Source organism: Nonomuraea fuscirosea, assembly GCF_003001935.1.
GTDB lineage: Bacteria > Actinomycetota > Actinomycetes > Streptosporangiales > Streptosporangiaceae > Nonomuraea > Nonomuraea fuscirosea.
Genome location: NZ_PVNG01000002.1, coordinates 233,957 through 247,503 on the forward strand (window position 1 = coordinate 233,957; position 13,547 = coordinate 247,503).

The following is a 13,547-nucleotide window of genomic DNA, read 5'->3' on the forward strand; positions in this document are numbered from 1 at the left end:
GTGAATTTCAGTCAGATTCATGTACATCATTGAGGCATGCGCATTCTCATGACAGGGGCCTCGGGAAAGGTCGGGACGCTGCTCCGGCCACGGCTCGCGCGTGCGGGCCGCACGCTGCGGCTTTCCGACATCCAGCCGGTCGAGCCCGGGCCCGGCGAGGAATGGGTGACGGCCGACCTGACCGACCCGGCCGCCGTGGCCGAGGCGATGAAGGGCGTGGACGCCGTGCTGCACCTCGGCGGCCAGAGCAGGGAACACCCCTGGGCCGACATCGTGCAGGCCAACATCAACGGCACCCAGGTGCTGCTGGAGGCGGCGCGGAAGGAGGGGGTCGAGCACCTCCTGCTCATGGGCAGCCACCACGCGGCCGGCTACCAGACCCGTTCCGAGTCCGGCGAGGACCTGCCCGACTACGCCTTCCCCAGGCCGGACACCTTCTACGGCGTGAGCAAGGTCGTCATGGAGGCCCTCGGCAGCCTCTACCACGACCGCTTCGGCATGAACGTCACCGTCGTCCGCCTCGGCACCTGCAACGAGGCCCCCGCCGACACGCGCGGGCTGGCCACCTGGATCTCGCCCGACGACCTGACCCGCCTGGTCGAGGCCGGGCTGAGCGCGACCGGCTACCACGTGGTCTGGGGCGTCTCCGACAGCCCGCGCCGCTGGTGGTCGCTGGAGGAGGCCGAGGCCATCGGCTTCGAGTCCAAGGACAGCTCCGAGCCGTTCGCCGCCGCCCTCATCGAGGCGCAGGGCGAGCCCGACCTGTCCGAGCCGCTGCACCACCGCGCGGGCGGCGTCTTCACGCTGAACGAGCTCGGCGGGAAGTGGTGAGCTGACACCGCTTTAAGCAACCGGTTGCAAGAACCTTGACGGCGTCAGCCGCGAACGCCAAGGTTTGATCTGGCAACCGTTTGCATGGGAGGACGGCGATGGCGGCGACGATCAAGGACGTGGCCCGCGCCTGCGGCGTCCACGTCTCCACCGTGTCCCGGACCTTCTCCGCGCCGCACCTGGTCAACCCGGCCACCAGGACCCGGGTGCTGGCCGCCGCCGACGACCTCGGCTACCGGCCCAACCGCGCCGCCAGGGCGCTCACCACGGGGCGCACGTTCAACATGGGCCTGATCGTGGCCGACATCGCCAACCCGTTCTTCCCGCCGCTCATCAAGGCGGCCCAGTCGCAGGCCAGAGGCCGTGACTACCACGTCTTCGTGGCCGACACCGACGAGGACCCCGGGGTCGAGGAAGAGCTGATCAGGACCTTCGCCAAGCAGGTGGACGGCGTCCTGCTGTGCAGCCCCCGGCTGTCGAACAAGATGATCGAGCGGCTGGCGGAGGACGTGCCGTTCGTGGTGGTCAACCGGCGGATCAAGGGCATGCCCGCCGTGCTCATGAACGTCGCCCAGGGCGCCAAGCTCGCCCTCGACCACCTGGCCGCGCTCGGCCACCACAGGATCGCGCTCGTGTCCGGCCCGATCGGCTCGTGGACCAGCAACGAGATGCAGGGCGCGGCCGCCGAGGCGGTCGGGCTCGACCTGGTCTTCTTCGGCCCCAACCAGCCCACGGAGGGCGGCGGCCTGGCCGTGGCCCCCGAGGTGGCCGCCTGCGGGGCGACCGCGGTGCTGGCCTACAACGACCTCCTCGCACTCGGACTCATCGAGGGGCTGTCGGCGATGGAGATAGGGGTACCAGACCAGATAAGTGTGATCGGGTTCGACGACATCCTTCCGGGACGGCTCAACCGCCCCAAGCTGACCACGGTGGCCATGCCGGCCGCCGCGGCGGGAAGGATGGCCGTCGACCTGCTCCTGCAGTCGGGGGGCGAGGGCGCGACCGTGACCCTCGACACCGACCTCATAGTCCGCGAGTCCACGGGAAGGGCCCCATAAATGAGCGCCGTCATGAACTTCGGAACGCTGCCTTCGGGCGAGCAGGTCGAACAGGTGGAGCTGGTGTCGGGACGGCTGCGCGCCGAGGTGCTGACCTACGGCGCCGTCGTGCGCAGGCTGGAGGTCGACGGGGTCAACGTCGTGCTCGGGCTCGACACGATCGAGGACTACCGGACGCGCAGCCGCTACTTCGGCGCCGTCGTCGGCCGCTACGGCAACCGCATCGCCCACGCCCGCTTCACCCTCGACGGCACCGAGCACCTGCTGCCCGCCAACAACGGCCCCAACTGCCTGCACGGCGGCACCGAGGGCTTCGACAGCAGGGTGTGGACGATCGCCGCGCAGAGCGAGTCGTCGGTGACCCTGACGCTGACCAGCCCAGACGGCGACCAGGGCTTCCCCGGCACGCTGACGGCCTCGGTCACGTACACGCTGGACGGCGACGCGCTGCGGATCGACTACGCGGCCGAGAGCGACGCGCCCACCGTGGTCAACCTGACCAACCACTCCTACTTCAACCTCAAGGGCGAGGGCGACGTCCTCGACCACGTGATCAGGATGGACGCCACCCACTACCTGCCGGTGGACGACGACAAGATCCCCACGGGCGAGCTTGCGCCGGTCAAGGGCACGCCGTTCGACTTCACCGAGCCGCACGCCGTGGGCGAGCGCTACGACGGCGGCTACGACCACTGCTTCGTGCTCGACGGCGGCATCGAGGTCAAGGGCGGCGGCCTCACCATGGAGGTCACCACCACCGAGCCGGGCGTGCAGTTCTACGCCGGCGGCATGCTCGACGGGGTGCAGACGCCGTACGGGCCGTTCGCGGGGCTGTGCCTGGAGACGCAGCACTTCCCCGACTCGCCCAACCAGCCCCAGTTCCCCTCCACGGTGCTGCGCCCGGGCGAGCGGCGCACCTCGACCACGACGTACCGGTTCATCTGACCTGCCGCAGGGCGCCGGAGGCCTTGATCACCAGCAGCGCCATGTCGTCCTGCGACGGCTCGGCGGCGAACGTCTCGACGGCGTGCCGCACCCGCTCGGCCACGGCGTGGGCGCTGAGGCCCGTGCAGCCCGACAGCAGCTCGGACAGCCCGTCGCCGTCGTCGAGCAGCCGGCCGCCGGCGCGGCGCTCGGTCACGCCGTCGGTCACGCACAGCAGCACCTCCTCCGGCGCCAGCTCGAACGTCTCCACGTAGAATCTGGCGCCGGACTCGATGCCGAGCAGCAGCTGCGGGGTCGCCATGGTCTCGACCTCGCCGCTGGTGCGCAGCAGGAGAGGCGGAGGGTGGCCGGCCGAGGCGATCGTGCACAGTGCGCCGCCCTGCGGCAGCGGGGTCAGCTCGCCGCACAGCAGGCTGAGGAACCTGCCCTCGTCGCCCTCGTCGAGCAGCGCCTGGTTGAGCCGGTCGAAGATGTCGGCCACCGTGTAGTGCTCCTTGGCCAGCAGGCGTACGGCGTGCCTGGCCAGGCCGGTGACCGCGGCCGCCTCCGGGCCGCTGCCGCACACGTCGCCGAGCGCGAAGCACCAGTGGTCGGCCACCGTGAACAGGTCGTAGAAGTCGCCCCCGACGTCGGCGCCCTCCTCGGCCGGCTCGTAGACCACCGCGGACTCCAGACCCGGCATGGGGGCCACCCGCATCGGCAGCAGGCTGCGCTGCAGCACGCGGGAGGTGGTCGCCTGCCTGGCGTACAGCATGGCCGTGTGCAGGTTGAGCGCCACCAGGCGGCACAGGTCCGCCAGCAGGTCGGCCAGCTCCAGCGGCAGCGTCGGGTCGGAGCGGCCGATCACCAGCGCGCCGTGCGACCGGCCCTGCGTCAGCAGCGGGAAGGCCAGCACCGTCTCGGGGCCCACCGGCCAGGCCACCTCGTGCAGCGCCGTGCGGGGGATGGCGGGCAGCGACTTGCGCAGCGCGGAGTTGTGGCTCTCCTCGCTGTGCCAGACGTGGGCGAGCCTGGTCATGCCGGCCAGATCAGTCAGGTAGACCGCCGCCCACGTGGCGATCTTCGGCACCACGAGCTGCGCCGTCAGCGCCGCGATCAGCTCCTCGTCGTGCACGCCGGCCAGCAGCTCGCCCGCCTCGGCCAGGAACGACAGCCGCCCCCGGTGCGCCCGGTCGCGCTCGGCCAGCCGCTCCCGCTGCACCGGCACCGCCACCTGGTCGGCGATGTGCTGCAGGCTGACCGTCAGCTCCTGGTCGAAGCGCGACGGCTGCGCGGCCGTGACCACGAGATAGCCGATCACCTCGCCGGACACCAGCAGCGGCGCGCACGCCAGCGACCTGGCGCGCAGCTGCTCGGCCAGCTCCACGTCCGCGCCGAGCAGGTCGTCGATCAGCGTGGGCGCCTTGCGGTCGGCGCAGAACACGCCCGTGGCCAGCACCCCGACCAGCCCCGCCGTGGCGCCCGCGCCCGCGGCCACGCCGAACTGGCCGCCGGTGTCGGCGGCCAGCAGCACGTAGGAGGCGTCGCCCGCGCTGGACACCTGCACGATCTGGGCGATCGTGCTGAGCAGCTCGGCGAGCGGCATGTCGTGGTCGATCAGGTCCTTGATCCGCCGGCCCGCCTCCCTGCGCAGCGGCTGGGGCGGCGGCGTCAGGACGTGGCGGTGGTCGCAGGCCACGATCATCCAGATCGTCCTGCGCTCTCCGGCGTGGCCGCGGGTGCGCAGGTGGGAGACGTAGACGGGGACGAGCCTGCCGTCGCGGTGCCGCATCCGCGTCTCGCCCCGCCAGCGGCCGAGGCCGAGCGTGTCGGCCAGCGACAGCGCGTACGGGCCCGAGCCGCGCCAGGCCACCAGCTCCTTCAGCGACCGGCCCACCACCAGCTCCGCCGGCCAGCCGAGCAACTCGGCCGCCTCGGAGTTCCACGACTCCACCACCCCGTCGAGGTCGCAGACCACCACGCCGACGTGCAGGGTCTCCAGCGGCGCCACGACGGGGGCGGCGACCAGGCCCGTCGGGCCCGGCAGGATCTCCTGCTGCTCGCAGCCCTCGCCGATCTCCAGGCGCACCCAGACCCGCTTGGCCGTCCTCGTGTACGTCACCCCCCAGGCGTCGGCGAGCATCTGGGCCAGGGCCAGGCCGCGGCCGGAGGTGGCCGGCTGCCCGTCGTCGTCTTCGGCGGGGGCCGCGACGCCGGAGATGGTCCGGCTGGGGTGGTGGTCGTCGACCTCGATCTCCAGCCTGGCCGGGCTCGCGTCCACGTCGAGCCGGCAGGTCAGCTCCACACCGGTGCCGGCGTGCACCACCGCGTTCGTGACGAGCTCGCTGGTCAGCAGGACGGCGTCCTCGGCGAGGTGGCTCAGGCGCCACTCGCCGAGCACCTGGCGGACGAACTTGCGGGCGTGCGCCGGTGCGTGGGGAGTGCCGTCGAAGGCCGTGCTCGACACCTTGGTCGTGTCCACTCTGCGTCCTAGAACATCACTCGATGTGGCAGTTCGGTCACTCTCAGAGTGGCAGACTGATGCCGTTGATGCCTCCAGTTGTGAAGAAGGCCGCCATGGTCGCGCAGTTGGAATCCCCCTACGCACATGGACCGCTCCATCCGGCGGATCTCCGCCCGCTGCTCGTGGCCCTGCGCGGGCTGCGTGACGGCAACTTCAAAGCCAGGCTCGAACTGCCCGGCGATCCCCTCCTGGCGGAGCTGGCGACGACGCTCAACCAGGTCCTCGACCGCAACGAGCACCTCTCCGGCGAGCTGACCCGCCTGCGCACGGAGGTGGCCAGGCGCGGGCGGCTCGACGAGCGGCTCAGCCCCAGCCCGGGCACCGGCGGCTGGGCGGTCAACGTGGCCGCCGTCAACACCCTCATCGACGCGCTCGTCATCCCCGCCGCCAAGGCCACCAGGGTGCTCAACGCGGTCGCGGACGGCGACCTGTCCAAGCGGGTCGACCTCCAGGAGGACGACCGGCCGCTGCGCGGCGGGCTGCAGCTGATGGGCAAGGCGGTCAACCGCATGGTCGAGCAGCTCGCGCTGTTCTCCGGCGAGGTGACGCGGGTGGCCCGCGAGGTCGGCACCGAGGGCAGGCTCGGCGGCCGGGCCAAGGTGCAGGGCATGTCGGGCAGCTGGCGCGACGTGACCGAGGCCGTCAACGCCATGGCCGGGCGGCTGACGGCCCAGGTGCGCGACATCGCGGTGGTGACCACCGCCGTGGCCAGGGGCGACCTGACCAGGCAGGTGACCGTCGAGGCCACCGGTGAGCTGCTGGAGCTCAAGCTGACCGTCAACACGATGGTCGACCAGCTCTCGGCGTTCGCCAGCGAGGTGACCAGGGTGGCCCGCGAGGTCGGCACGGAGGGTCAGCTGGGCGGCCGGGCCGAGGTGAAGGGCGTGCTCGGCACCTGGAAGGACCTGACCGACAACGTCAACTTCATGGCCTCCAACCTGACCACGCAGGTGCGCTCGATCGCCCAGGTGACCACGGCGGTGGCCAACGGCGACCTGTCGAAGAAGATCACCGTGGACGCGCGCGGGGAGATCCTCCAGCTCAAGGACACCATCAACACGATGGTGGGGCAGTTGTCGGCGTTCGCCGACGAGGTGACGCGGGTGGCCCGCGAGGTCGGCACGGAGGGCCGGCTGGGCGGTCAGGCGCAGGTGCGGGGTGTGAGCGGGGTCTGGAAGGACCTGACCGACAACGTCAACTTCATGGCCTCCAACCTCACCGAGCAGGTGCGCGACATCGCGCAGGTGGCCACCGCCGTCGCCCAGGGCGACCTCAGCCGCAAGATCAGTGTGGACGTCAAGGGCGAGATCCTCCAGCTCAAGGACACCGTCAACACGATGGTGGGGCAGTTGTCGGCGTTCGCCGACGAGGTGACCAGGGTGGCCCGTGAGGTGGGCACGGAGGGCCGGCTGGGCGGTCAGGCGCAGGTGCGGGGTGTGTCGGGGGTGTGGAAGGACCTGACCGACAACGTGAACTTCATGGCCTCCAACCTGACCAGCCAGGTACGCAGCATCGCCATGGTCACCACCGCCATCGCCAACGGCGACCTGTCCAAGAAGATCACCGTGGACGCCCGGGGCGAGATCCTCCAGCTCAAGGACACCATCAACGCCACCGTGGACAAACTGTCGGCGTTCGCCGACGAGGTGACGCGGGTGGCGCGTGAGGTGGGCACGGAGGGGCGGCTGGGCGGTCAGGCGCAGGTGCGGGGTGTGAGCGGGGTCTGGAAGGACCTGACCGACAACGTCAACTTCATGGCCTCCAACCTCACCAGCCAGGTACGCAACATCGCCCAGGTCGCCACCGCCGTCGCCAACGGCGACCTGCTGAAGAAGATCGACGTGGACGCCCGGGGCGAGATCCTGGAGCTCAAGACCACGATCAACACCATGGTCGACACGCTGTCCTCGTTCTCGTCCGAGGTGACCAGGGTGGCCCGCGAGGTCGGCTCGGAGGGCAGGCTGGGCGGTCAGGCCGAGGTCGAGGGCGTCTACGGCACCTGGGAGCGCCTGACCAAGAACGTCAACCAGCTGGCCGGCAACCTCACCACCCAGGTCCGCGCCATCGCCGAGGTGGCCAGCGCCGTCGCCCAGGGCGACCTCAGCCGCTCGATCAGCGTCGAGGCCAAGGGCGAGGTCGCCGAGCTGAAGAACAACGTCAACCTCATGGTCGCCAACCTGCGCGAGACCACCCGCGCGAAGGACTGGCTGGAGAGCAACCTGGCTCGCATCGCGGGCCTCATGCAGGGGCACCGCGATCTGGTCGAGGTCGCCGACCTGATCCTGCGCGAGCTGACGCCGCTGGTCAGCGCCCAGTACGGCGCCTTCTTCCTGGCCGAGGCCGCCTCCTTCGACGGCTCGCTGGCCTTCATCGCCGGCTACGGCGCCGCCCACGACGTGCTGCCCGGCCAGGGCACCGCCGGGCCCGGGCTCATCAGGCAGGCGGCCCTGGAACGCAAGCGCATCCTGCTGGGCGACGTGCCGCCCGGCTACATCAAGGTCCACACGGGGCTCGGCGAGGCCGCTCCGGCCAGCGTGGTGGTGCTGCCCATCGTGTTCGAGGACAAGGTGCTCGGGGTGATCGAGCTGGCCTCGTTCAGCCGGTTCAGCGACGTGCACCTGGCCTTCTTCGACCAGTTCGTGGTCACCATCGGCGTGGCCATCAACACCATCATCGCCAACGCCCGCACCGAGGCGCTGCTGTCGGAGTCGCAGCGCCTGGCCCAGCAGCTCCAGGGCCGCTCGGACGAGCTGCAGCGCCAGCAGGCCGAGCTGCGCAGGTCGAACGCCGCGCTGGAGGAGAAGGCCCACCTGCTGGCCACCTCCTCCCGCTACAAGTCGGAGTTCCTGGCCAACATGTCCCACGAGCTGCGCACACCGCTCAACAGCCTGCTCATCCTGGCCAGGCTGCTGGCCGACAACCCCGGCGGCAACCTGTCGGAGCAGGAGGTCGAGTTCGCCACCACGATCCACAACGCCGGCAGCGACCTGCTCCAGCTCATCAACGACATCCTCGACCTGTCCAAGATCGAGGCCGGGCGGATGGACGTGCGGCCTGAACGGCTGCCGCTGAGCAAGCTGCTCGACTACGTGGACGCCACCTTCCGCCCGCTGACCGTGGACCGGGGGCTCAAGCTGGAGATCGAGGTCACCCCCGGCACCCCCGTCCAGCTCTACAACGACGAGCGCCGGCTGCAGCAGATCCTGCGCAACCTGCTGTCGAACGCGGTCAAGTTCACCTCCGCCGGCGAGGTGCGCCTGGTCGTCTCCGTCGCCGGGGACCGGCCCGACCCCGAGGGCCGCCCGATGATCGCGTTCGCGGTCAGCGACACCGGCATCGGCATCGCCGCCGACAAGCTGCCGGCCATTTTCGGCGCCTTCCAGCAGGCCGACGGCACCACCAGCCGCAAGTACGGGGGCACCGGCCTCGGCCTGTCGATCAGCAGCGAGATCGCCCGCCTGCTCGGCGGCGAGATCCACGCCGTCAGCGATCCCGGCCTGGGCAGCACGTTCACCCTGTTCGTGCCGGCCGGCCGGGCGACGGCCACGCTCGCGGACGAGCTGGAGTGGGCGGAGGAGCCGATGCCGGAGACCCTCACGGCCCCGGCCGGGTGGCCGGCCGCCGACGGCGACGACCCGTGGCGCTCCACGCTCATCCGGTTGAAGGACAGCCCGGCCGGGGAGATCTTCGCGGGGCGGCGGGTGCTCATCGTGGACGACGACATCCGCAACGTCTACGCCCTGACGCACGTGCTCGGCCGCCTCGGCATGGAGATCGTCTACGCGGAGAACGGCAGGGAGGGGCTGGAGGCCCTCGAACGCGAGAAGGACATCGCCCTCGTCCTCATGGACGTGATGATGCCCGAGATGGACGGCTACGAGACGCTCACCGCCGTACGCCAGACGCCCGCCTTCGCCGGCCTGCCCATCATCGCGCTCACCGCCAAGGCCATGCCGGGCGACAGGGAGAAGACGATCGCCTGCGGAGCCTCGGACTACGTGCCCAAACCGGTGGACGTGGACCAGCTCCTGGAGGTGATGCGGGGGTGGCTCGCGGGTGAACGGGAGGCCGGCGGATGAACCGGCAGGTCAAGATCCTGGTGGTGGACGACAACGAGGAGAGCCTGGTCGCGCTGGAGGCCGTGCTCAGGCCGTTGCAGCAGGTCCTGTTCAAGGCCAGGTCGGGGGCCGAGGCGATGAAGCTGATGCTGCGCCACGACTTCGCCGTCGTGCTGCTCGACGTGCTCATGCCGGGCATGGACGGGTTCGAGACCGCCACCCACATCAAGCGCCTCGACCAGACCCGCGACGTGCCCATCATCTTCCTGACCGGCACCGAGCCGGGCGCGGGCTCGGCCTTCCGGGGGTACGCGGTGGGCGCGGTCGACTACCTCACCAAGCCCTTCGACCCCTGGGTGCTGCGCTCCAAGGTGACGGTGTTCATGGAGCTGTTCCGCAAGTCCTCGGTGCTGAGGGAGCAGGCGGCGCTGCTGGCCCAGCTCGTCCGCGACCACGAGGCGCTGGCGGGTTTCGCGCGCCGGCTCGGGGCGGTGGAGTCGCGGCTCGCGGGGCTGTCGGAGGTGGAGGGGGAGGACGAGGGGCTGCGGGAGGCGGTCAAGGATCTGGCGGACCGGGTGGGGGCCATGCAGGCCGCGTTCGAGGCGGTGTCGTCCGTACGGGGGCGGGAATGAGCAGGGCGGACGAGCCCGCCGGGTGAGGTTCGTGTCAGGACATCGGCGTGGCTGCGCGCGTTCTGCGGTGTCTCCGTCGTACCTTTGGCATCATGGCCACCCGTACGCCGAAAAGCGCATCGAAGGGGCCGGCGAAGCGGTCGGCCTCGTCTCGCTCGACCACCGCCAAGCGCGGGAGCACGCCGGCGGGGCGGCCCAGGGCCAAGACGGCCGCGTCCGGCCGCAAGTCCCCGGTGACCCATCAGGACCCGATCAGCTGGGTCTTCACCATGATCGGCAAGCTGATCGTCGGGCTGTGGATGCTGCTCGCCAACGGCATCGGCAGCACGGCCAGGGCGCTGGGCAAGAACGCCAGGGAGCTCGATCCGGCGCACCGCCGCGACGGGATGGGCCTGACCGTGCTCGCGGGCGCGATCGTGCTCGCGGCCATGACCTGGCGCACCTCGGACGGCGCGGTGGCCGGAGTGGTCAACGCGACCGTGCACGGCGTGTTCGGCTCGCTGGCCTGGGCGCTGCCGCTGCTGCTCGGCCTGCTGGCCTGGCGCTATCTGCGCCACCCCGACCAGAACGCCGACACCGGCCGCATGGTGATCGGCTGGGCCGCGCTGATGGTCGGCGTGCTCGGCGTCATCCACGTGGCCAACGACACCCCCTACCCGGCCGGCGAGGGCCAGGGCATGGACAAGGTGGCGCAGGCCGGAGGCATGGTCGGCTTCATCGTGTCGGCGCCGCCGATGAGCATCCTGCCCCCGTGGGTGACGATCCCGCTGCTGCTGCTCCTGTCCGGGTTCGGCGTGCTGGTGATCACCGCCACGCCGGTGCACCGCATCCCCGAGCGGCTGGCCGAGCTCAGGCACCTGCTGTTCGAGCGGCACGCCGAGCAGGAGACGCCGAAGCAGCCGGCCAGGAAGCGGACCAGGACCAAGAAGGGCGAAGGCGGCGAGGACGGCGAGGGCGGCGACATCGTCAAGCCGTACGACACCCCGGTGCTGGCCGAGAAGGACAAGCGGCCAGACCACTCGCCCGAGATCGTGCCGGGGCTGACGGACGAGGAGGAAACGCCCGCTCCCGAGGCCGAGCGCAAGCCCGAGCCGCCGCAGCCGACGCCCGCGCCGCGCAAGGTCGAGCAGCTCGTGCTGTCGCCGCAGGCGGGCCCGTACGGGCTGCCCGACCTGCAGCACCTCAAGCAGGGCACGGCGCCCAAGCCGCAGACCAAGGCCAACACGACCGTGGTCAACGCGCTCACCAGCGTGCTGGAGCAGTTCGCCATCGACGCGCAGGTGATCGGCTTCACGCGGGGGCCGACCGTGACCCGCTACGAGATCGAGCTCGGGCCCGCGGTCAAGGTCGAGAAGGTCACCGCGCTCACCAAGAACATCGCCTACGCCGTCAAGTCGGCGGACGTGCGCATCCTGTCGCCGATCCCGGGCAAGTCGGCTATCGGCGTCGAGATCCCCAACGCCGACAAGGACCTGGTCTCGCTCGGCGACGTGCTGCGTTCGCAGGTGGCGCAGGCCGACCACCATCCGATGATCGTCGGCCTGGGCAAGGACGTCGAGGGCCGCACCATCGTGGCCAACCTGGCCAAGATGCCCCACCTGCTCATCGCGGGCGCCACCGGCGCGGGCAAGTCGGTCTGCGTCAACGGGCTGATCACCAGCATCCTCATGCGGGCCACCCCCGACGAGGTGCGCATGGTGCTGGTGGACCCCAAGCGGGTCGAGCTCAGCGTGTACGAGGGCATCCCCCACCTCATCACCCCCATCATCACGAACCCGAAGAAGGCCGCCGAGGCCCTGGAATGGGTCGTGGGCGAGATGGACCGGCGCTACGACGACCTGGCCGCCTCGGGGTTCCGGCACGTCGACGAGTTCAACAAGGCCGTGCGGGCGGGCAAGCTGCAGCCGCCGCCCGGCAGCGAGCGGGTCTACCAGCCTTACCCGTACCTGCTGGTGATCGTGGACGAGCTGGCCGACCTGATGATGGTGGCCCCGCGTGACGTCGAGGACTCGATCGTGCGCATCACGCAGCTCGCCCGCGCGGCCGGCATCCACCTGGTGATCGCCACCCAGCGGCCGAGCGTGGACGTCGTCACCGGCCTGATCAAGGCCAACGTGCCGTCCAGGCTGGCGTTCGCGGTGTCCTCGCTCACCGACTCGCGGGTCATCCTCGACCAGCCCGGCGCCGACAAGCTGGTCGGCCAGGGTGACGCGCTGTTCCTGCCGATGGGCGCGAGCAAGCCGATCCGGATCCAGAACGCGTTCGTCTCGGAGAAGGAGATCGCCGGGATCGTCTCGCACTGCAAGGAGCAGATGCAGGTCGAATACCGCGACGACGTCGCGGCGGCGCCGGTCAAGCGGGAGATCGACGAGGAGATCGGCGACGACCTCGACGTGCTGATCCAGGCGGCGGAGCTGATCGTGACCACGCAGTTCGGCTCGACCTCGATGTTGCAGCGCAAGCTGCGGGTCGGGTTCGCCAAGGCGGGGCGGCTGATGGACCTGCTGGAGAGCCGCAACGTGGTCGGCCCGAGCGAGGGTTCCAAGGCTCGCGAAGTGCTGGTCAAGCCCGACGATCTGCCTGGTTTGCTGGCCGATCTGCGTGGCGAATGACCCCAATGCGCGCTTGCCTGGCGATAACTGATTGAATATGTACCACCACGAAGAGTAGTCGGTGTGGTGGGGGGCGTTCGCTGTGCAGGAGCAGAGCATCGGGGCCATGCTGGCAGCGGCCAGGCAGTCGGCCGGGCTAACGGTCGCGCAGGTCAGCGCGGCTACCAGGATTCGCGAGGCGATCATCCATGGCATGGAACAGGATGAGTACGGCCAGTGCGGGGGTGACTTCTACGCCAGAGGGCATGTCAGGGCCGTGGCCGCCGCCGTGGGGCTCGACCCCGAGGCCACGGTCCATCTCTACGACCAGAACCACGGAGGGGTGCCGCAACCGGTGCGGGCCTCGGCCGTGTTCCAGGCGGACCGGAAGATCAACGTGCCCGAGCGCCGGGGGCCCAACTGGACGATGGCGCTGGGCGTGGCCCTGGCCATCGTCGTGGTCTTCGGCACCATGCGGGTGCTGGGCGGCGCGAGTGACCAGGTGCGGACGGGAGACGTGCGGGCGGCCTCGGCCCGGCCCAGCGTCCCGCCGAACACGCCGATCACCGAGGCGCCCAGGCCGGCGCCGTCCAAGGTGAGCGCCAAGGGCCTGGTGACGGTGCGTATCAAGGCGAAGCGGTCGTCGTACGTGAACGTGCACGACGCCGAAGGGCAGAAGTTGTTCTCGGGCACGCTGAAGGCGGGCAAGACGTCCACCTGGAAGGCGCCGGAGAAGGTCAACGTGCTGCTTTCCGACGCCGGAGCCGTAACGCTGCACGTCAACGGCAAGAAGGTCAAGGGTCTCGGCGGCAGCGGGGACATGGTGCGGCGCTCGTTCGGGCCGCCGAAACCGCAGTCACGGTAGCAGCGGGCGGGTCGCGCGGGGGAGCCCGTGCAACAGGTGGTGGCCAACTCCCGATACCGTAGTG

General features: G+C 70.5%; 8 protein-coding genes. 7 read left to right on the forward strand and 1 reads right to left on the reverse strand.

Annotated elements, in window-relative coordinates:
• Positions 1-36 precede the first annotated feature (36 nt).
• The 3 genes from B0I32_RS04670 to B0I32_RS04680 all read left to right on the forward strand — a co-directional run bounded on the left by B0I32_RS04670 (position 37) and on the right by B0I32_RS04680 (position 2,834).
• Complete coding sequence (locus B0I32_RS04670; RefSeq protein WP_245955587.1) at positions 37-831, forward strand: NAD-dependent epimerase/dehydratase family protein; 795 nt, start codon at positions 37-39, stop codon at positions 829-831.
• A gap of 98 nt (positions 832-929) precedes the next feature.
• Positions 930-1,889, forward strand: coding sequence for a LacI family DNA-binding transcriptional regulator (locus B0I32_RS04675; protein WP_106235247.1), 960 nt, complete (start codon positions 930-932; stop codon positions 1,887-1,889).
• 12 nt (positions 1,890-1,901) lie between these two features.
• The gene (locus tag B0I32_RS04680) at positions 1,902-2,834 is read left to right on the forward strand and encodes an aldose epimerase family protein (protein ID WP_106236024.1); all 933 of its coding nucleotides are present in this window, start codon (positions 1,902-1,904) and stop codon (positions 2,832-2,834) included.
• On the opposite strand, the gene B0I32_RS04685 is transcribed toward B0I32_RS04680, so the two are convergent.
• Positions 2,827-5,295, reverse strand: coding sequence for a SpoIIE family protein phosphatase (locus B0I32_RS04685; RefSeq protein WP_181307007.1), 2,469 nt, complete (start codon positions 5,293-5,295; stop codon positions 2,827-2,829). The genes B0I32_RS04680 and B0I32_RS04685 overlap by 8 nt on opposite strands.
• A 95-nt stretch (positions 5,296-5,390) precedes the next feature.
• Between B0I32_RS04685 and B0I32_RS04690 the strand changes: the two genes are divergently transcribed.
• The 4 genes from B0I32_RS04690 to B0I32_RS04705 all read left to right on the forward strand — a co-directional run bounded on the left by B0I32_RS04690 (position 5,391) and on the right by B0I32_RS04705 (position 13,483).
• Positions 5,391-9,416 (forward strand): HAMP domain-containing protein, encoded by a 4,026-nt coding sequence (locus tag B0I32_RS04690; protein ID WP_425438084.1) that lies wholly within the window; start codon positions 5,391-5,393, stop codon positions 9,414-9,416.
• A complete protein-coding gene (locus tag B0I32_RS04695; RefSeq protein WP_106235251.1) occupies positions 9,413-10,027 on the forward strand; it encodes a response regulator in 615 nt (204 codons plus the stop codon). Before B0I32_RS04690 ends, B0I32_RS04695 begins: the two co-directional genes overlap by 4 nt.
• A 92-nt stretch (positions 10,028-10,119) precedes the next feature.
• Entirely contained in the window at positions 10,120-12,639 is a 2,520-nt protein-coding gene (locus B0I32_RS04700; protein ID WP_106235253.1) for a DNA translocase FtsK, read from the forward strand.
• Positions 12,640-12,745: 106 nt separating this feature from the next.
• A complete protein-coding gene (locus B0I32_RS04705) occupies positions 12,746-13,483 on the forward strand; it encodes a helix-turn-helix domain-containing protein (protein WP_146178040.1) in 738 nt (245 codons plus the stop codon).
• The last annotated feature ends 64 nt before the right edge of the window (positions 13,484-13,547 follow it).

Bases quoted from the DNA above. Each gene is read 5' to 3' on its own strand.
- B0I32_RS04695 (WP_106235251.1), top strand. From the start codon at position 9,413: ATGAACCGGCAGGTCAAGATCCTGGTGGTGGACGACAACGAGGAGAGC.
- B0I32_RS04705 (WP_146178040.1), top strand. From the start codon at position 12,746: ATGCTGGCAGCGGCCAGGCAGTCGGCCGGGCTAACGGTCGCGCAGGTC.
- B0I32_RS04700 (WP_106235253.1), top strand. From the start codon at position 10,120: ATGGCCACCCGTACGCCGAAAAGCGCATCGAAGGGGCCGGCGAAGCGG.
- B0I32_RS04670 (WP_245955587.1), top strand. From the start codon at position 37: ATGCGCATTCTCATGACAGGGGCCTCGGGAAAGGTCGGGACGCTGCTC.
- B0I32_RS04690 (WP_425438084.1), top strand. From the start codon at position 5,391: ATGGTCGCGCAGTTGGAATCCCCCTACGCACATGGACCGCTCCATCCG.
- B0I32_RS04680 (WP_106236024.1), top strand. From the start codon at position 1,902: ATGAACTTCGGAACGCTGCCTTCGGGCGAGCAGGTCGAACAGGTGGAG.
- B0I32_RS04675 (WP_106235247.1), top strand. From the start codon at position 930: ATGGCGGCGACGATCAAGGACGTGGCCCGCGCCTGCGGCGTCCACGTC.